Genomic DNA, 19,757 nt, shown 5'->3' with positions numbered 1-19,757 from the left:
CCTTTATTCTAAGATTATTGTATTATGATAGAATTAATAAGTAAAATTCATGTTTTTGATCATCAACATGAGGAAGTCGAATGGAAAGATTAATCGTACATGGGGGTTTTATTGTGAACCTGTTGCAAATAGAAATATTCGTCAAAGTAGTTGATATGGGTAACTTCACAAGAGCAGGGGAAATATTGGCGATGACACAATCCGGAATCAGTCATAATATCGCTTCTTTAGAATCAGAACTCGGTATTACACTTTTGAATAGAGGGAGAAATGGAATCTCATTAACTGATAGTGGCGAACGGATTATAAAACATATGAGAAATATCCTATCAGAAGCCGAAAGCATAAAACAAGAAACCGCTTCCATTTTAGGTATACAAAATGGAAAAATAAATATTGGTAGCTTTTCAAGCTTCTCATCCAAAGTGTTGCCTACTATCATATCAAGGTTTAGAGGAGAATTTAAGGGCATTGAAATAAACTTTTATGAGGGCAGCTATGATCAAATAACGCGCTGGGTAGAAGAGGGGAAAGTGGATATAGGTTTCACGTCTTTAAGTAACCACTTGGATCATTTGGAGACAATTCCTATATTAAGAGATAGATTAGTCCTCACATTACCTATTCATCATCATCTTGCAATCAAGGAACAAGTAAAAGTGGAAGATCTTCAAGGGGAGGCTTTTATTATGCCCAAGCTAGGATGTGAGGTAAGTGTAATGAAATTTTTAAAGGAACAGGAAGTTTCCCCAAACATCCAGTTTAATGTGGAAGATAATCAAACTATCATTGCTATGGTACGGGAAGGGTTAGGCATTTCCATCATGCCAGAGCTAGCTTTACCCTATAATTTACAAGGTACCATTGTAAAACCTCTCTTACCCGAACCTTCCCGTGAAATAAGCATTATTACTCGATCAAAGAAGCAATCCCTTCCCGCTGTGAAAGCGTTTTTAAAGACAACGATGGAATGTGTGAAAGATTTACAGCCTTACTCTGAGCTTTGAAGCGAAGACGCAGAGAGCATGTTTTGATTCATTTGTTCAAAGCATGCTTTTTATAATTGGTCTCAAATAGAGTTTATTTAGTAAAGAACACGCCATAAATAAAAGGTGGCGTAGGATTCCCAGTTTTTCCATGGCATCGATAATTCCGAGATTTCATCTTTCGTCGGCTTTCGATTCATATTTTGTAATAGTTTTATGGAATTAATAAGACCCACATCATCGATTGGAAAGGCTGTCTGGAACCTAAGGCAACGCATTAAAACATAATTGGCTGTCCAAGGACCAACTCCTCGTATTTTAATTAAGCTTTTTTCAGCATCTTTAAAATCCATTTTCATTAATTTTTCCTTCGACAATTCTCCACTGGCCATTAATTTCGCAATGCCAACGATATATTCGCTTTTTTTCACCGTCATTTTAATATCTGCAAGGTCTGAGGGTGTTAACTGTGCAATTCTTTCATACGATGGGAACACCCAATATTTTTTGCCATTCCATTCGATGAAATCGCCAAATTTTTCTACAAATTGCCTCTTTAAGGTGTACGCGAAGGCTAAGTTAATTTGTTGGCCTAAAACTCCCCAGCATAAAGCTTCAAATAAATCAGGAATGCCAATTACTCGTAATCCATAGAAGCTTCGCGCAGGTCCTTCAAGTAAAGAATCTTCTTTTGCCAATTCATAAAAGGGTGTTAAATCGTTATTAAGATCAAACCACTCATCAATAAATTTGACAATCTCTTCGCGTTGCCACCTTTCAATAGGGCTAGATTCATTTAAGAATTGAACAATCATTTGTTTATTATTAATGACGTTTATCTGTACTAAGGACCGAATTCCACCGATACTTATCACTTTTGTAATACTATCGTTCTCTATTTCATACATGCATTCATTCTTTTCTCTTGATAGATAGCCTAGATTGGCATTCATGTTGAAATGTTCAGGTAGGGTAATGGCAATACCATTCTTGACTTCATGCCATATCATTTTTTCATTCTCCTTTACAAAATACAGTGCTGTCATTTTTACTTTATCACATCATCACCTTTCATAATTTTGTTATCTTGCTATTACATTCTAAACACCTTATTTTTTTCGATTGATGGGGTTATAGTGTTAATTATCAAGAATGCAAATAGGAGGGATAACATGATACAGGACATAAAGGCACGTGTCGAAAGCTTAGATTGGGAGTCCATTCAAAATGAATTAGATGAGCAAGGTTTTGCCAAGCTTCCAGCAATTTTAACAAAAGAGGAATGTGAATTTTTCATGGAAATGTATGGGGAGGAAGAGTCCTATAGAACGACAATCAATATGACGAGATATCGCTTTGGAAATGGGGAGTACAAATATTTTTCGTATCCATTACCCGACATCCTCCAGCATTTAAGAGAGTCTTTTTATTTAGAATTAGCGAAAACCGCTAATCGGTGGCTGAGCTATTTAAAGAAAACAGAGCAGTATCCAGAACAGCTTCAAGATTTTTTGAAAACCTGTGAGGAGTTTAATCAAACGAGACCGACACCTTTACTATTAAAGTATCAAACAGGCGGATTTAATTGTTTGCATCAAGATTTATATGGCGATCTATTTTTTCCCTTTCAAGTAGTGATTGTATTAAATCAACGTGAGAAAGACTTTTCCGGTGGAGAATCTTTATTAGTAGAACAAATCCCACGTGCTCAAAGCAGAGGGCATGTCATTACGTTAGAGCAAGGCCGTGCACTTATCTTTCCAACTAACCACAGACCTGTTCTCGGTAAAAAGGGCTATTACAAAAATATAGTACGGCACGGTGTAAGCACGGTTATTTCGGGAGAACGATATGGTCTTGGAATTATTTTTCACGATTCTAAATAAACATTAAATTTCAATATTTTGCTATTCCATTCTTTGAAATGTCCATTTTGAATGGATAGGGAGTATATTATAAGTTGAGGTGAGAAAATGCCAGATAGAATGAACCACGGCCACAAAGAGAGCTATACGCAAAGTCATTTGAATGATGTAGAACTGATAACAGAAGAGAAATGGCAAGCCATTATAAATAATGATATAGCGTACAATAATCAATTTTTTTACGCTGTGAAGTCAACAGGGATATTTTGTAAGCCTTCTTGTAAATCACGCGTTCCAAACAAAGAAAATGTATGCATATTTCAAAACGCAGAACAAGCTCTCCGTGCAAATTTTCGCCCTTGTAAACGATGCAAGCCTACTAATGAAAATCTGCCTGATAGCGAGTGGGTTAATTTAATTACGGAATATATTGATAAAAATTTCACAGAGAAACTAACGCTAGAATCGTTAGCAAGCATTTGTCATGGAAGTCCGTTTCATATGCAGCGAACATTTAAAAAGATTAAGGGCATTACGCCAGTTGAGTATATACAGCAAGTAAGAATTCACGCAGCTAAAAAGTATTTGATTCAGACAACTAAAGCGATTGGAGATATTGCCATTTGTGTGGGGATGGCGAATACGCCTTATTTCATTACTTTATTTAAAAAGAAAACGGGCCAGACTCCAGCGCAGTTTCGTCAAATGAGGAAGATGGAGGAACAGGACAATGGAAAAATTGAATAAGCCAACACTTTACTGGTCTTTACTAAAGTTTAAAGATTGGAACCTCTATATAGCATCAACGTTAAAGGGACTGGTGTTTATAGGTTCACAGAACAAACCATTTGAGGAATTAGTCGAATGGGCGACGAAACACTTTCCAGGAAGTCCGCTTGTTGAAAATACTGAAAAACTTGAGCCCTTTGTCGTTGAAATTACTCAGTATCTAGACGGAAGACGGGAATCCTTTACGATTCCATTTGAGTACGTAGGGACACCATTCCAGCAAGCAGTCTGGCAGGCACTTTGTGATATCCCTTATGGACAGACGAAATCCTATTCCGATATTGCTCATGAAATTAATAAACCAGCTGCTGTTCGGGCAGTTGGCGCGGCTATCGGGGCTAATCCAGTATTAATTACGGTGCCATGCCATCGCGTAATAGGAAAAAATGGCTCATTAACTGGCTATCGGGGCGGATTAGAAATGAAAACATGGCTACTTGATCTGGAAAAGCGAGCTTCATTACAGCATTGAGTAATCTAATTATGGCTGTACAACGATTGGAGATGCCGTCATGAGTAGTGAATTATTCTATAAAAATCCAAAAACCATTCTAAATAAAGGGACTGGCTTCCTTTCCGGATATACGCATTCACTTAATCCTTATACAGGCTGTTCATTTGGATGTTCCTATTGCTATGTACGTGAAATGCCAGTATCTCTATTTCGGGAAGGAGAATGGGGAAATTGGGTAGATGTAAAAAATGGAGCTGCACATTTATTAAAAAAAGAACTTCAGCGCGCCAAAGCTAAAGGTAAAGTAACCATTTTTATGTCATCAAGTACAGATCCATATCAACCAATAGAGCAAAAGGAAAAGGTGACACGATCTTTACTAGAAGTTATGGTAGAAGATCCACCTGACTTCTTATTGATACAAACTAGAAGCCCACTAGTAAGTCGAGATATCGATTTGCTGCAACAATTGAAGGACAAAGTTCGAGTAAGTATGACGATTGAAACCGATTCTGAAACGATACGAAAACATTTCACTCCGAAGGCACCGCCAATCCAGGCGCGCTTTAAAACATTGGAAAAATTAGCAGCTGCAGGCATACCAACCCAAGTCGCTATAGCTCCCATATTACCAAGCGGGGACCATTTTCCGTTGAAACTAAAGCCATATGTCAATCGGATCTGTATCGACGACTACTTCATGGGCGATGGTAGTGGTGGTAAACGCACACGAAAACTTGGTATTGAAAAGAAATACACTCAACTTGGTTTAGAGGAATGGTACGGACCACATGTTCTTAAAAATGTATACAACCGATTTATTGAAGTTTTTCCCGAAAATCAAGTGTATGTGAGCCAGGCTGGGTTTGAGCCTTAAAAAGACTGTATTTGGAACGAGGAAAAGAGATTTGAGAATCGAATAATCAGGTAATTGGTGATTTTATCAAGGGTGCATTTTTTAATTGGAGTTTTAGCTGGAATAGCGAATTATTTAATCGGATGATGAATTGATACTATGGGTACTATTCATTAATAAGCATGGAAAGTAAAGATGAACATCTGTAAATAAAAAACGTTTGGTAACAACAAGCAGTAATAAAAATAAATAACTTGCTGCTTGTTGTATTTTCATTAAATTTAATTTAAGCAGAGTCTAAAGTAAAAAGATTTTATAAACGCAGCATCAACGGTCAGTAGTCAATGATTATTCATATAAAATTTGTTGTCCCAAAATTAACTGAGCTTTAATACGCTTATTTTTTCAATTTCGTCTCATTATTATTAGTATACTTTTTAATGAAACACAACTTCCTATAATTTATATTATGTAAACTAAAATTATTTCGCGAGGATGAGGGTTTAGATACTTGAACGATAACTTTCCTTTTTTTCGATAATGGGATGATTTTGTACGGATAATAATTATTTATAATAATTAAAATGAAATTATAAAACGGAATCGACATCAATTGTTGATGTTGGTTTGGAATAAAGTTTGTTGCAATCGTTGATTTTATAATTTTATCAATAGAAGAAACCCACACATTTTGAACAAAGTTTGATCAAAATGCGTGGGTTTTATTTAAATTCCAAGTTATTTTTATCAAATTATATTACAAATAATCGAACTTTATTATAAATGATCAATCTTTTTTCTTCCATCATTAGGATATTAATTTATTTAAGAAACATTTTTTTATCTCTTTACGAACAAATTCACATGTCCAATAACCTAAAAATGAATTTAAGCTTCTGTATATTGTCCAATCTTTCTGAATTTCTCATAGCGATCTTCAATTAATTGTTCGCCATTTAGAGAATTCAATGCTTTTAGTGTGACGCTTATACATTCTTTTATATAGGATGCTTGCTTCACAACATTGCGGTGTGCTCCACCAGTTATTTCAGGAATTATTCCATCAATAACGTCGAGCTCTTTTAAGTCAGGTGCTGTTATACGCATTGCTTCTGCAGCTTGCTTCCCTAGGCTACCATCTCGCCATAAGATCGATGCAGCCCCTTCAGGCGAGATAACCGAATACGTTGAGTTCTCTAACATAAAGACACGATTTGCTACCCCTAATGCAATGGCACCACCACTTCCGCCTTCCCCAATAACAATACTAATAACTGGTACTGTTAGAATCGCCATTTCAGAAAGAGTTCTAGCAATGGCTTCACTTGGGCCGCGTTCCTCGGCTGCCTTACCCGGATAGGCTCCTTTTGTATCAATAAAACAAATAATTGGGCGCTTAAATTTCTCAGCTTGCTTCATTAAGCGTAATGCCTTACGATATCCTTCAGGGTGTGGCATACCAAAATTTCGTCTAATATTTTCTTTAGTTGATTTTCCGCGCTGATGTCCAACAATTGTTACGGGCTGTCCTTCAAAGAGAGCAATTCCTCCAAGAATAGCTGCATCATCACCAAATGTACGATCTCCATGTAACTCAATAAAGTTTTCACACATAGCTTCTATATATTGTAAAGTTGTTGGTCGTTCTGGATGTCTAGCAACCTGTACACGATCCCATGGCTTCATATTGGCATAAATAGATTGTTCTAGCTGTGTTAGACGTGTTTCAAGCTTTTCGATTTCGCTTGTCATATCTACATCTGCCTCTGTAGCAATCGTTTTTAATTCATCAATTTTTTCTCGTAATTGTATTACTGGTTCTTCAAAAGCTAAATTTTTAGACATGTTGCACACCGCCTTTTGTATGCATTTTTACAAGTATTGCTACTTGGTTTCGTAAATCCTTCCTATGGAAAACTGCATCAAGCTGACCATGCTCTAGTAAAAACTCTGATTTTTGGAAATCACTTGGTAATTTTTCTCTTAATGTTTCTTCAATGACACGGCGACCAGCAAAGCCAATCAATGCTTGTGGTTCCGCAATATTAATATCTCCAACAGAGGCAAAGCTTGCTGAAACGCCACCGTATGTAGGATGCGTCATGATCGAAATAAATAATAGTCCTTCTTCACTATGACGTTTTAATGCCACACTCGTTTTTACCATTTGCATTAATGATAGAATACCTTCTTGCATGCGCGCTCCACCGCTAGCAGTAAAAATAATAACCGGTACACGTAATTCAATAGCTTTTTCAACGGCACGTGTGATTTTTTCTCCTACAACGGAGCCCATTGAGCCCATACGGAAATGAGAATCCATAATGGCTACAACAATTTCTTCTCCATCAAGAGTTCCTAACCCAGTCAGTACAGCTTCGCTTAATCCCGTTTGTTGTTTAGCCACTGAAATTTTTTCTACATAATCAGGGAAATTAAGTGGATTACTTGTTTGTAAATGATCATCCATTGAAACAAATGAACCTTCATCTAAGAAATAAGCTACGCGCTCCTGTGCAGTCATTTTGAAATGATGGTCGCATTTTGTACACACTTTATGATTTTTTTCTAGTTCCTTTGTTAACTGAATGTGACAACATTCTGGACATTTTGTCATAAGTCCTTCTGGAAATCCCTTTTCCTGTCCGTCCTCTTTCTTTTTACTAAATAAGCTACGTATTGCCATGTTTTACTCCCCCTTTGTTGTCTAAATGCCTTGTTCAGCATTCATCCACTGTTGGTAAGCTTTAAATGCTTCTTTTTCATAGCCAAGCTGCATCGATTTCAACATAGTTCGAATGATTAATTTTTCTTCTTCTGTTGAGTTTCGATTTAAACGGTCATCGCCATAAACTACTAACTGAAACCAGACTTTTAGCGAAAGACGATTTCCTGACGTGATGATTATTTCTCGTAAAACATCCCGACAATTAATCGTACTTTCTATCTCTAGCTTTACAAAAAAACTGCCCCACACTGGTAGTGCTCGCAGAGTTTCTGTACAACTTATAAAGCGAATGGTTTCCTTTTCATGTCTTCTAATATAAACATCGACAATATTTCTAAGAGCTGATGCCTTTGTAGAAGCTAGAAAGGTCCTTCCCCATGTCTCGTTTCAATAAGACCTAATAACTCTAAACTTCGCAATGCCTCTCTCACAGAGGATCGCCCGACACCTGTACATCTGAAAGCTCTTTCGGAAGGTGACTTTTCACCAGCCTGTATTTTTTCTATTTTAATAAGTTGTCGTAATTGTTGGACGATATCTAAAAACACTTTCTTTTGTTCGGTTTTTTTATCCATACGATCAACTCCTCGGTCAATCTATTCGCCTTGGAATAATTATTATTGTCGCTTTCCTTTCGCGCAGATAAACAATGCATCCAAAGGCTTTATCTTCATTCAGTAGGTGTTTGAATACCGACTAAAAAGAAACAAAGTCCACCATCTTCAGATGATGGCGTCTCTTACTGAATGAATCCAAAAGTGGTCTGGCCACTTTTGAAGTTGGCTTTATCTTACAAAATAATTATTTGAAAGTAAAGAAAAAACTGCATAAAAATTTATGCAGTTTCTAAAATTCCCTTCAATTTATTCTCACTTGAGGTCTACCAAAGCGCTTTTCAAGTGTTCTCTCAATGTAAAGCATTTCATCATATATCATTTGAAGAAACTCTACCAACTTTTATGGGATACCGTTCTGGTAGTGAAGCAAATATTACAGGTATTGGTTTAAGTGGCATTCCATTTGAAATATTAAGTATTACAGTTTCTTTAGTGTCTCGAATCACGTTTGATTTTGGATATTATTCAAAAAAAGTACTTGGAGTTAATCCAACACCTAAGTTAAAATGTTAAAGTGTTCATTAACACTTGTTTAAATTTATTTAAATGAACCTAGGTTGCTTCACTTTTGTCTTTTATTAGATTTTGCAAGATCATAATCAACACCTTTTTTAAATACTTTTTAAAAATTCAGAGTATCAAATTTATTACTTGTCGCTACTTTCACTCCTTTAGTAATCTTTTCTGAGTCAATTCAACTATATAAAAAAAGTTATCCATTGGTTCTATATAATGTGTAAAAAGAGTCGAACATACAAATTTGTATGTTCGACTCTTCAAGTATTCCCGTTTTAGAATCTCAATATATATTTTCTTATGAACTTGAATCTTGATTCTTTAACAACAAGCTTAGTTCATCTCTCTTAAAATAATTTTTATGAATATGGGAAAAATCTACATTAAACGATAATTAACATTATTTAAACGAGTAATCCCCTTTTGAACGATAATTTATAGGAACCATCCAATAACTAGAAAGTTGTGACAAAAGTATTTATATTATGTAAACTAAAATTATTTTGCGTGGAGGAGGGCATGGATACGTGAACTACCCATTATAAATAGGAACAGCGATAGTGTAAAAAAGTAAAGTAATAATTTCTTAAGAAATACCTCATATATTAATATAATCCTACAGATTGTAACATTATTCCTTTTTGTGTTTCAAAACTACCCATAACGCACCCTGATAGATTAATAAGTTTTTAGTTTTGTCCCCATTTATTTTCAAAAATAAGATGTTCTAAAGAACGCCTTTTTTCCCAATTAGCTAACTCCAAAATGGGTTTTTCTGGGTAATTTTCAGTATAACCGATTGATATAAGAGCAATGGGATCGATGTGTGGTGGTATTTCTAAAATGTCTCTAATATCATTCTTTTTATAAAAACTTACCCACCCCATTCCAAGTCCTTCAGCACAAGCAGCTAACCACATATTTTGAATAGCACAAGCTGTTGATAATATATCTGTTTCAGGGATTGAATTTCGTCCTAATACATGGGAACCTCCTCTTGTAGGGTCACATGTAACACAAATAGTTATAGGAGCTTCTTTTAAACCCTCAATTTTTAAATCAAGGAATTTCATTTTTTTCTCCCCATCATAATGAACAGCTAATGCTCTGCTTTCTTTTTCTGCTGCCCAAGCCAATTTTTCTTTAATTTCGTCAGTGGAAATCAAAATAAAGTTCCAAGGTTGCATAAATCCTACTGAAGGTGCATGATGAGCTGCATTTAATATTCTATGTATAATGTTTTCAGGGATAGGAGTTGATAAAAAACTTCGAATATCTCTCCTATTATAAATAACTTTATAAATAGACTCTCTTTCTTCATTAAAAAACATAAATTTCTCCCCTTTTCTTTACAAAAATATTTATTTTTAATATTAACTAATTTTTCATTATTCTGCCACGTAAGTTGAAGTAAAAATACACCCAAAAGCATGGTTTGGGTATGTTTGTCCTTATCGTTGTATCCGCATAAATCTGACTCCACCTCTTCTTAATTCGGATTAACATTCGTCAAATCGGTTACCACATTTCCTTTCAGTTTCATATATGGATAAAGGCATCATTAATAATAGACCGCTTTAAAGACACCCTTTGCAGATTTCACAATTGCCTTTGGCTGCTGAATGGATAGTCGTTCTAATAGCCAACGAAGCTCTTGCTGTGAGAACGTTCATACTTCAGCATTTCTTCTACAACATAAACAAAATACCCTATAAGATGACCTCTTTGAAAGTGTCTATCTTATAGGGTACATTTTAAAACGTAAACTTCACCTTTTTTCTAATATTTTTACGCTAACTGCAGCATACGTAATTATTACTTTTTTAATCCTTTTTTCAATGAACCCTCACAATGGATAAGCTACTTCTATGTCTTCTTGTAAACTTATTCCTTAGCGTTCAGATTTAGCCTCTCTGAAGATTATCTCAAGGAAAATTATTAGCAGTTATACTATTGCGAATTTCACGCTTATTTTTCCGGTGAATAGATAGTATTACTATCTCCATCAATAATTAACACCGATTTTCCTGGTATTGTCTTGCCTTGATAGTTCAACAATTCATCTTCTGAAAAATTTGCGACTACTCTTAATGCATCACCATATTCAGTCATTTGAACGAGTCTATCATCTGATATAATTTTAAAATCTGTCATTTCTTTCGTTATTGCTTTTTTGCTAAAATTTGACCATACCTTTGAATGCCTTACAATTGTTTCTTTATGTTTTTCCCACTCGTGTTTATCTATATGATATAAAGGAGGAACATTATAAAGTATCTCATACAACATTCTATTTGTTATTTCGTCTTTAAATTTTAAGGTTCCCCATCCCCACCAATGAGTTGTGATCACTGAATCGTTGTAAACCAACTTATACAATGGGATCGTGTAGTTTGAATCCAAAAATAACTTCTTGTACTTATCCTTTAGTGGTATTTGTTTAGAAAACATTTCGGGAACTCCACCATTACTCGAATAGTATCTCCCTACGTAATACTCACTTTGTTTGTTTTTTGCCATATCCTCGTCCATCCAAGAAAATGATGGCGTTTCTATTCCATGTGCAAAGGCAATAGATTTGCTAGCAAAATCATTTCCGCCCTCAGTTCCTACTACCATATCCCATTCTTTTTGCAGATACTCCATTCTCTTAATCCTAGCCTGGATATCTTCCTTTTCAGTAGTAATATGTTCTGGCGAATAGTCATCGAAGATTTCTCCAGTGCCATCTGTGTCTAAAAACCATGAGTTAAATGCTAAGCCGGTATTTAAAATCGAAGTTACTCTTTCTTTTACACTAGGCATTGCAAGCGTCGGATTCAACTTTCTACCTGCACCTTGGAATCCTTCAATCTTTTCTCCATTTTTATTTGTTACAGTTGCATTCTCGTAAAGTGAAGCATCCTTAAACTTAGCAGTTTCCCACTTCTCTTTACCTGGTTCATGGATAGAATGATATGAATCATAGGTACCAAATAGATAGCCGAATTCTTCTGCATCTTTTACTAACTCAGGTTTAATGAAACCTTCCTGCCAATCATCCAAGCCGATCCACATATGTTCTAGCCCAGAATCCTTCATGTCCTTTATCACATCTACAGTATTAGCATCTGCCCACTTCTTTATTGGGTCAACTACATCTCCAAGCATGCTTTTTAATAATCTCTTATTTAGGTCAATTAATTCAACGGGATTTAATTTTTCTATTCCTTTGTTTAACAGCCTCTGAGTATCTTTATCTGTTTCAGTAAATACTTCCGGATTATAGAATTCCTTTAGTTGCATTACGGCACTTAAGGCTTTTATTATTCTTTTTTTATTGTATTTATCTACATAATCTAAGGCTTTTAAATCTTCAAAAGCTGATGAAAGCTCTGATCCATCCTCAACATTAGTAGTTAATAGCCCCTGAATCCATAATTTCAGTTTTTCGGGAAAACTGTCTCTCAGCTTTGCCCATTTAATATTTTCTTCTGAAATCACAGTTCTGTCCCAAAAATAAGCATGAGGTGCTCCATAAAGCTCTTCGATATTACTATTTTCTTTAGCCTTATCCGCCAAGCTTTTGAAGTTCCCCTGTTCAATCAAATAATTTTTATAGGTCTTTGCAACATCTACTGGATTTTTTTCCGTTAAATATATTCTGAAACCATATTCCTTCTCTTTATTAATAGTTGGAAACTCATGATTAAAAGTAAACTCAATATCGTTTTCTGTATGATAAACAATTTCACTATTATAAGGGTTTTTAATTATATATACTAGTGAATACCCACTTTTATCAACTGCAAAAAATTGCATAGATAAAGCCTCAATTACCTTCATTTTTTCTTCACTTAAGTAATTTTTCCAAATTGAATCATTGCTTGGGATATACTTCCCTTGATTTAATGGGAGCATATATCCGTCACCTTTCACTTTTGGCCATGCAAACATGTTGTCTTCATCCTTGCTGGATTTTATGGTTACATCAACATACTTATCTTTTTTTTCGATATCAACCTTAATTCCCTGTTCTGAATAGGTCCAGCTAATATTATCTCCACTGTCTTTTAAATTTGAAACTTTCATTTTCCCCAATGGTTCAGATAATTTCTCAGTAATTCCATTGGATTCCACCTCAAGCGCAAGTGTCTCAGGATCCACACTAAAGTTAAAGTCTAAATTGTTTATTTGTGGCTTACTCTCTATACCTGTATTCATTTTTTCTTCCTTACATCCCGTAAGAACGCTTGTTAATATTGCAGCAATTAACATGATTGATAGAATTTTTTTCATGTAACACACCTCCATACCTAGAGTAATATCGGTTTGTTACATGAATGTCACAAAAAAGATCTAACTTATTATTTTTAAAATCAAAAAAAGGCAAGCCCAAATCCTTAGTAGCAAGCTCCTTATTAGAAATCTCGTCAATCAGATTTTGGTTGACCGTCACATCTTCCCTCATTTAGGGTCAGTTTAACTCAGTGACCCCTTTTATAATTTTTATTCTCAGATGAAAAAATATTGATTGCCATTAAATTTAACTTCTGCGTTCCAATCCTTCCCCCTTATTACCTTTACACCTACCTCTTCTAGCGCTTCTCTGCAGCATCTGTTGGCTTAGATTAGATTATTGTCTGACAATTGGAAGTGCAATTAATTGTTACGATGAATATTTTAATCGTCTTAAGGAGAATCTAGATTAAACGATAATTAGTATTATTTAAACGAATAATTCCCTTTTGAACGATAAATTATAGGAAGCTTTTAATAATAAGAAAGTAGTGACCAAGGTTTTATATTATGTAAACTAACTAAAATTATTTCGCCCGGGAGGAGGGCTTGGATACGTCAACTACCCATGAGATGTTGTTGTATATGGACAAGAACTTCCTGACACCCTCTCATATACCTTGATTTATTTTCATTTTAGATAAGAACTTCCATACACTCCAAAAATTGTATAAATCTTATCATAAAAATCCATTAAAATTAGGCGATTTTCACAGTCTATAGTATTTAAACAGAATCCAAGACACCACTAGTTAATCCTGGGTGTCTTTATTAATTTTATTGATTGTTCCTGATTACTATAAAATCATTGGATGTTACTTAAATTAATTGATGTACTTTTTATAATTTGTCATAGGTCAGATAGTTTTGGACACTTGAGACAGGATTTCATCTTCTTTTGCACGATCTTACTACCCACTTTTTATTTATCCCGCACTCTCATCTGCTAGCAACTATTTTAATACCAAATTAGCCGTTTCACTTGGATGGTTAAGAGGAAAATGATGACCATATGGAACAAAATCAACCTTACCCAGGTGCGAAGGAGCAGAATAGCCTTGGTCATAATCACCCCAAATAATGCGAAGTTTATACTTTGTTACTTCATTGAAATCACCTTGGCCGGTTTTCAAAAGTAAACTGTTAAGCTGAACCGTAGTATTTAAAATTCTAGGAGAAGTAAAACTTTTACTAATTTTTTCAATATAATGTTTAGGAATACTCTCCGTACTTTCAAATAAACCATTACTTATTAAATAATGCCCTATCAATTTAGTAGTTGCCAATTTCAATGTCCATTTGTTCATAAATTGAGGAACTTGTATCGATTTAGCATTCTTTTTCACAACAGGTGGCTGAAGTAAAGTAATGGTATACTTCTCATCTATGTATTTTTGTACTAATGCTTCCAAAAGAATATACGCACCAAATGAATGGCCAATTAGATGGGCACCGTTAGAAGCTTTCGCCAATAACTTTTTCAATACATTCAAATAGATATTTAAAAGATTTTTCTCACGTATAAAAGGAGAACGTCCTAAACCTGGAAGGTCCATGATCCATACAGGTCGACCCGATTTTTCATGAAGCTCTTTCCCTAAAGGAAATAAATCCTCTCCATCACTTAATAAACCATGTAATAGTATAAACGGTTTACCCACTCCTTGTGATTGGTAAATGGTAGTATTATTACATAATGTTCGTTTAAATAAATGGCTGTCCTGACCATTTTGATACATCATGCGATAATCCAGATCAGCTACTACGGCTGGAAAAAATTTCATTACATTTGTCTCCTTAAACCAATCTTCTCCCATAATTGTTTTTACTGAACCACTTGAAAATGTTCGATTTGTAATAAAGTTCAGCCCATCAGCAGGAATGTGGGTTATTTTGCTAACGCCACTATTCATAAGTGCTTTCATAAATGGCAATGGTGCAGAGATTTTAGGTGCCCTCATATTCATACTTTCTGACATAGCATCTAATAATTCAGAAATATTCGGATCATATTGTTTATCTTCAACAAGTGTATAGGTTTGTATAGTTGGTTGCTCCAATCTGAAAACCTGCACAATAAACTTTGCTAGTTCATCGTTTGCAATGAGTGGTAATCTATATTCCTTACCTCCAGGAATCACTGGCATGAGCCCTTTTCGCATACTCATCACAAGCAAGCCTAAGCCTCCTGTTTGCTCCGTACTCCCTGTTTTACTAGTACCAACTACTGTTGGCGGATTAATTACTGAAAGCGGATAACCTACTGTTGATGCCTGTTGACGGATATAAAGATCTGCTAAAAACTTTGTCTTCTCATATGGATTTTTTATTTTCAAAAAATTGTTTCCTTCTTTAAACACATCTATCGCCATCTTGCTATTACTATCATCAAAGGGACTCATATAGCCTACTACATGTATAAATTGTTGCAATCCCTTCAATTGATGAATATTTTTAGCGATTTCACTAATATGTTGGGCACCATTCAAAAATACGGAAGCTGCCTCTTTACTTGTCGCTTGAATATCCATGGGACCACCTGCGTGAATAATCACATCCGTTTTCAATACCAACTCCTTATCTTCAGCACTTAGACCTAAGTCTAATTTCGTCAAATCACCTTCAATAAAGTGCATAACTGCCTCTTTTAAGATGCCTCTTTCTTGAAAGATGCGTGTTGCTTTACTTTTCGATCTCACTAATAGAAGAATTGTAACATGCTCTTCTTTGGCTAATTCCTGCACTAATTGCTTTCCAATAAACCCTGTTCCACCTGTTAAAAATATTGTTTTCATATAAATCCTCCTTTTAGTACTATTCAGTACTAATTTGTTGTGAAAAAAAATGCTTCTTTTATCGAAGCAAGTTTAAAAAATGATCTGCTGTTTTCATGATGACAGTTGCATCCTTCAGTGTTTCTGAAATAAATAGCGCTCCTTCAAGATTTGTAATAAAAAGAGATGCAACCTCGTCAATATTAATTGTCTTTCTAAATTCACCATTCTCTACTCCTTGTTTAAGTAATAGAGAAACTTTCGTTTGTAATCCTATAAAGAAAAGACCTATTTTCTCTTTTACTTTTGTGGCATTTGTTGGGCTTTGAATATAAAGCGTAATAAATGGACAGCTCCCCTTATATTCTCTCGTCTGAACTCCTTGTGATAATTGCTTTAAAAACAATTGGATACGATCTTCAACTAATAATTGGTTTTGAGATAGTAAGCCATCAATTGCAGATTGATACATTTCAATCCAATAATCAACGACCCCTTCCAACAATTCTTCCTTATTAGAGAAGTGATAATACACATTAGACTTTGATACTTTGCTTACACGAACTAATTCATCCATGCTTGTATAAGCAAATCCTTTTTCTAAAAATAAAGTTGCAGCTACTTCAATCACACGTTTTTGATTCATTAATTTTACCTTTGTCATAATTAGTACTGTACAGTACTATAATAGTTGTTGCAAGTATTTTTGTTAGTTTAATAAACAAATTGATCAAAAAAGCTAAACTTTAATGGACTTTACTGCTAAAAATTAATCTGATTTTGAACAAAGTTGAACTGAACCACAAAACTGTTTGGGATGGCTTGCAATTCTTCACTTGTGTTATAACACTAGGTTCATATATTTTTGAAATCTAACTACAGCATTATTCTCTAGTGGTCTTTATTTTCAGCATAACGAAATAATGAGAAAAAATGTTAAGCTCCGAAGAGATATTGCTCTTGACGTTATGAAACGTATCGAGATTCAGTAACACGTACCTTTACCCATCTCGATCGCTCTCACAGCGCATAATTTTTTACATAATACAGGATGAATACCTCATTGATATTCTACAACTATAGACTTCAGCTTTTCCTTATTCCTACAATATTTGTATGTATTAAATAAATCGTATGCAATAAATAATACTATAGAAGTTACTTTTAATAAAAATAAGAGCCATAGTTATTCCCTCCATCACGATGGAATGACAGAACGAAAAGTTTTTAAATTTGTATTCAAAGGATTGAAAAACATAGTAATCGCTCAGCAATTATTCGTCAGTGAAAATACAATCAAAAAACATCTTCAAAACCTATATAGAAAGTTTCTAGTAACCAATCGTACCTAGGATGCTGGAAAAATGTTTGGAGTTTATTGACCATGTTTAGTGGGGTTCTCCATATAATTCAAGAATGGTATTACTAATTTCTTGATCGATACCCACATATTGTTACATTGAACTCTTTTACAATCCTTCACTTATTAAATAGATATGATTTGTCATTTGGACTATAGGGGTATCTACAATATATTCTGAAATGACATGATAAAAGAGACATTTCCAAAATCGAAATGTCTCTTTTCTATAATAATGTTTGATTTTTATATATCACAGACGTTCTTTAGCTACACTTTTATTTTGTTTTGGCAGCTTCAATAATCCATTTAGCTAAGTTGTCTATTTGCCCTTCTACAGCAATCGGGTCTCGAAACCATGACTGACTTTCGTTCCACAAGTATACTTTTCCATCTCGAATTGCAGGCAAGTTACCCCAAATCGGATCAGCCTGCAGTTCCTCTAACGTCGATTTAGTTGTTAAAACCAAATAATCTCCTGTATACTCAGGAAGCATTTCTAACGAAAACTCATAAAATGATTCTGCTAGCATATGTTCTGGCACTGTTGAAGGTGGAGTTGCACCTAATATTTCATACATAATTCGACCGCCACGCCCAGATTTCGGTCCAAATAAGAATACTTTTCCATCGTATTCCTGCATGACGGACACTGTTTCTCCCTCATTAAGTACAGCTTGAACATCATCACGTAATTTTTTTGTGTGACTTTCAAAATTGGTAATCCATTTTTCAGCGACGTCCTTTTTATCTAATAAATCACCGAAATAACGTATTTCTTCCTGAATTGTTTCAAAGCTATTGTAAGGCATAGCCACAGTTGGCGCAATCATCGAATATTTTTCTACTGCTTCTTCTTGATTCAGTTGGGTAATGATTAAATCTGGTTTCAATTGAGCCAGTGCTTCTAGCGAATCTCCCACATCTGTCACACCGTCAAGCATCCCTTCTATGTATGGACTATCCATTAAAAAAGAAACAGAGGCAACTGGTTGGACGTCAAGTGCCAACACGGTTCCTAAATAGGCAGGTGCCGCTACACGTTGTGGTTGGGCTGGCACTTTCACATCTCCGAGTGCTGTTGTCATTGTTCGCATTTGGATGTTGGCAGGTGCTTCAGACTTACTTTGATTCGATTTAGTGGAGTCACTATTTTCGATTACCCCTTCTGATGATGTCCCACATCCCGATGTGACCATAGTTAGACACAATAGTGCCATTGCTAACAGATTTTTCTTTCTTATTGCCATATCATTTCCTCCATCTAGCATTAATTGATAATGAATATCACTATCAATTAAATGATACATTGCTGGATGTGGTGTAACAATGGACGATTTTGTCCAATTCATTGCATCTTTTGAACCTATATCCTGATATTGCTTACGGTATTCCCCTGGTGTTATACCTGTTTGCTTCTTAAACATACGGTTAAAATAGATAGTGTCAGGATAACCAACATAAGCAGCTACTTCCTGTAGCGTCGCTTCGGTATCACACAGTAACCTTCGCGCTAAGTCTATACGTAAGCGAATCGTATAATCAAGTGGACTGCATCCCATCTGTTCTTTGAATTTCCTCGAAATGTATTGCGGAGTGTAATTCATTTGCTGGGCCAGCTGCTCCATGGAAATCATGCCACAATAATTTTTTGCGATATATCGGACAACTTGTTCGGTTAGCGATGGGGCATGTACATGTTCCATCCGCTCCTGTAGCGTTGCATGTACGAAACGGATGAAATCCCCTTTGGCTTTCAGTCTCATCAATTCATGGTCATTCTTTAGATTATACTCTTTGTCTACTTGGTTATTGTTAATTTGTTGCCAGTCGGCAAACATAGATTCTAGCATCTCCAACATAAAAAGCGGTTCGGAGGGGGATACTGCCCAGCTTTTCATAAATGGATTGTCTGTTTGCATCATCATATGGAACTCTCGCAATGCGGAAGCTGGTAAAGAAGCATTATATAAAATCATATAGAGATCAAGAAAATCAGTAGCTTGAACCGTTAGCCGCTGCCCTTTGCCAATATGTAGTAAAAGAAACCTTTCGGATAGCCACACTTCATCATTTACCCACAGTTCAGCGTGTCCATTTGCAACAAACATAAACATGCTTGCTGGTGTTACATAATCATAAATCACATCGCCTCGCCCTATTCGTTTTATTCGAACGTCCAGTACACGAATGACAACTTGATTCCACAATTGAATTTGTTCACCTATATTCATAATAAAACCATGTAACAAATACTATCTACCCAGTCCATTAGATTGCTCCTTCCCATGCTATTACAATTTAATCAGTTATAATAATCATTTTGATTTTTGTCTTAGGATATGTCAAGAACGGTACATTAAGGTGTTGGATGGAATTTATTATGGTTTCAAAAAACTTCCACGCCTTTATATTTATATTTTTCCGGAGCAGTAAAATAATGCTCCACTTATTGCGAGGGTGCTTCTCTATTTTTCAAAAAAACGGACTTACCTATGGTACGGGTTCACCACGATTAATGTGAAATTACCTCC

Annotated in this window: 17 protein-coding genes; 7 read left to right on the top strand and 10 right to left on the bottom strand. The window is 35.2% G+C overall.

Features of this window, described 5'->3' with window-relative positions:
- Positions 1-80: 80 nt before the first annotated feature.
- Positions 81-1,007, top strand: coding sequence for a LysR family transcriptional regulator (locus tag AC07YC_RS04210; protein ID WP_494918457.1), 927 nt, complete (start codon positions 81-83; stop codon positions 1,005-1,007).
- 77 nt (positions 1,008-1,084) lie between these two features.
- Here the strand turns inward: AC07YC_RS04210 and AC07YC_RS04205 are convergent, their stop codons facing one another.
- Positions 1,085-1,996 carry a DNA glycosylase gene (locus AC07YC_RS04205; protein ID WP_494918455.1) on the bottom strand — a complete coding sequence of 304 codons (912 nt, stop codon included), beginning with the start codon at positions 1,994-1,996 and terminating at the stop codon, positions 1,085-1,087.
- Between the two features lie 162 nt (positions 1,997-2,158).
- Between AC07YC_RS04205 and AC07YC_RS04200 the strand changes: the two genes are divergently transcribed.
- From AC07YC_RS04200 to AC07YC_RS04185, 4 genes are all read left to right on the top strand, one after another.
- Positions 2,159-2,872, top strand: a complete 714-nt coding sequence (locus tag AC07YC_RS04200) for a 2OG-Fe(II) oxygenase (RefSeq protein ID WP_494918454.1) — start codon at positions 2,159-2,161, stop codon at positions 2,870-2,872.
- 87 nt (positions 2,873-2,959) lie between these two features.
- Positions 2,960-3,598: a bifunctional transcriptional activator/DNA repair enzyme AdaA gene (locus AC07YC_RS04195; protein WP_336634601.1), complete on the top strand. Its 639-nt coding sequence runs from the start codon at positions 2,960-2,962 to the stop codon at positions 3,596-3,598.
- Positions 3,582-4,112, top strand: coding sequence for a methylated-DNA--[protein]-cysteine S-methyltransferase (gene adaB / locus AC07YC_RS04190; protein WP_494918452.1), 531 nt, complete (start codon positions 3,582-3,584; stop codon positions 4,110-4,112). The genes AC07YC_RS04195 and adaB overlap by 17 nt, the downstream gene beginning before the upstream one ends.
- A 40-nt stretch (positions 4,113-4,152) precedes the next feature.
- The gene (locus AC07YC_RS04185) at positions 4,153-4,971 is read left to right on the top strand and encodes an SPL family radical SAM protein (protein ID WP_494918451.1); all 819 of its coding nucleotides are present in this window, start codon (positions 4,153-4,155) and stop codon (positions 4,969-4,971) included.
- An 867-nt stretch (positions 4,972-5,838) separates the two neighbouring features.
- Here the strand turns inward: AC07YC_RS04185 and AC07YC_RS04180 are convergent.
- The 4 genes from AC07YC_RS04180 to AC07YC_RS04165 all read right to left on the bottom strand — a co-directional run bounded on the left by AC07YC_RS04180 (position 5,839) and on the right by AC07YC_RS04165 (position 8,253).
- The gene (locus AC07YC_RS04180) at positions 5,839-6,795 is read right to left on the bottom strand and encodes an acetyl-CoA carboxylase carboxyltransferase subunit alpha (protein ID WP_494918450.1); all 957 of its coding nucleotides are present in this window, start codon (positions 6,793-6,795) and stop codon (positions 5,839-5,841) included.
- Positions 6,788-7,636 carry an acetyl-CoA carboxylase, carboxyltransferase subunit beta gene (gene accD / locus AC07YC_RS04175; protein ID WP_494918449.1) on the bottom strand — a complete coding sequence of 283 codons (849 nt, stop codon included), beginning with the start codon at positions 7,634-7,636 and terminating at the stop codon, positions 6,788-6,790. Before accD ends, AC07YC_RS04180 begins: the two co-directional genes overlap by 8 nt.
- 21 nt (positions 7,637-7,657) lie before the next feature.
- The gene (locus AC07YC_RS04170) at positions 7,658-7,927 is read right to left on the bottom strand and encodes a hypothetical protein (RefSeq protein WP_494918448.1); all 270 of its coding nucleotides are present in this window, start codon (positions 7,925-7,927) and stop codon (positions 7,658-7,660) included.
- Between the two features lie 110 nt (positions 7,928-8,037).
- Positions 8,038-8,253 carry a FadR/GntR family transcriptional regulator gene (locus AC07YC_RS04165; protein ID WP_336634607.1) on the bottom strand — a complete coding sequence of 72 codons (216 nt, stop codon included), beginning with the start codon at positions 8,251-8,253 and terminating at the stop codon, positions 8,038-8,040.
- 384 nt (positions 8,254-8,637) lie between these two features.
- On the opposite strand from AC07YC_RS04165, the gene AC07YC_RS04160 reads away from it, so the two are divergent.
- Complete coding sequence (locus tag AC07YC_RS04160) at positions 8,638-8,808, top strand: hypothetical protein (RefSeq protein ID WP_494918447.1); 171 nt, start codon at positions 8,638-8,640, stop codon at positions 8,806-8,808.
- 692 nt (positions 8,809-9,500) lie between these two features.
- Here the strand turns inward: AC07YC_RS04160 and bluB are convergent.
- The 4 genes from bluB to AC07YC_RS04140 all read right to left on the bottom strand — a co-directional run bounded on the left by bluB (position 9,501) and on the right by AC07YC_RS04140 (position 16,509).
- On the bottom strand, positions 9,501-10,142 hold the full coding sequence (gene bluB, locus AC07YC_RS04155; RefSeq protein WP_494918446.1) for a 5,6-dimethylbenzimidazole synthase: 642 nt from the start codon (positions 10,140-10,142) through the stop codon (positions 9,501-9,503).
- 637 nt (positions 10,143-10,779) lie between these two features.
- Positions 10,780-13,089 (bottom strand): glycoside hydrolase, encoded by a 2,310-nt coding sequence (locus AC07YC_RS04150; protein ID WP_494918445.1) that lies wholly within the window; start codon positions 13,087-13,089, stop codon positions 10,780-10,782.
- Positions 13,090-14,042: 953 nt separating this feature from the next.
- Positions 14,043-15,884, bottom strand: a complete 1,842-nt coding sequence (locus AC07YC_RS04145; RefSeq protein WP_494918444.1) for an alpha/beta fold hydrolase — start codon at positions 15,882-15,884, stop codon at positions 14,043-14,045.
- Positions 15,885-15,942: 58 nt separating this feature from the next.
- The gene (locus AC07YC_RS04140) at positions 15,943-16,509 is read right to left on the bottom strand and encodes a TetR/AcrR family transcriptional regulator (RefSeq protein WP_289418197.1); all 567 of its coding nucleotides are present in this window, start codon (positions 16,507-16,509) and stop codon (positions 15,943-15,945) included.
- A 562-nt stretch (positions 16,510-17,071) separates the two neighbouring features.
- Between AC07YC_RS04140 and AC07YC_RS04135 the strand changes: the two genes are divergently transcribed.
- The gene (locus AC07YC_RS04135; protein ID WP_336634610.1) at positions 17,072-17,215 is read left to right on the top strand and encodes a response regulator transcription factor; all 144 of its coding nucleotides are present in this window, start codon (positions 17,072-17,074) and stop codon (positions 17,213-17,215) included.
- Between the two features lie 286 nt (positions 17,216-17,501).
- On the opposite strand, the gene AC07YC_RS04130 is transcribed toward AC07YC_RS04135, so the two are convergent.
- Positions 17,502-19,475 (bottom strand): AraC family transcriptional regulator, encoded by a 1,974-nt coding sequence (locus tag AC07YC_RS04130; protein ID WP_494918443.1) that lies wholly within the window; start codon positions 19,473-19,475, stop codon positions 17,502-17,504.
- Positions 19,476-19,757: the final 282 nt, after the last annotated feature.

The sequence above is a fragment of the Lysinibacillus sp. GW247-5R2A genome (assembly GCF_059424475.1).
This window is presented reverse-complemented; position numbering and strand designations above follow the sequence as displayed.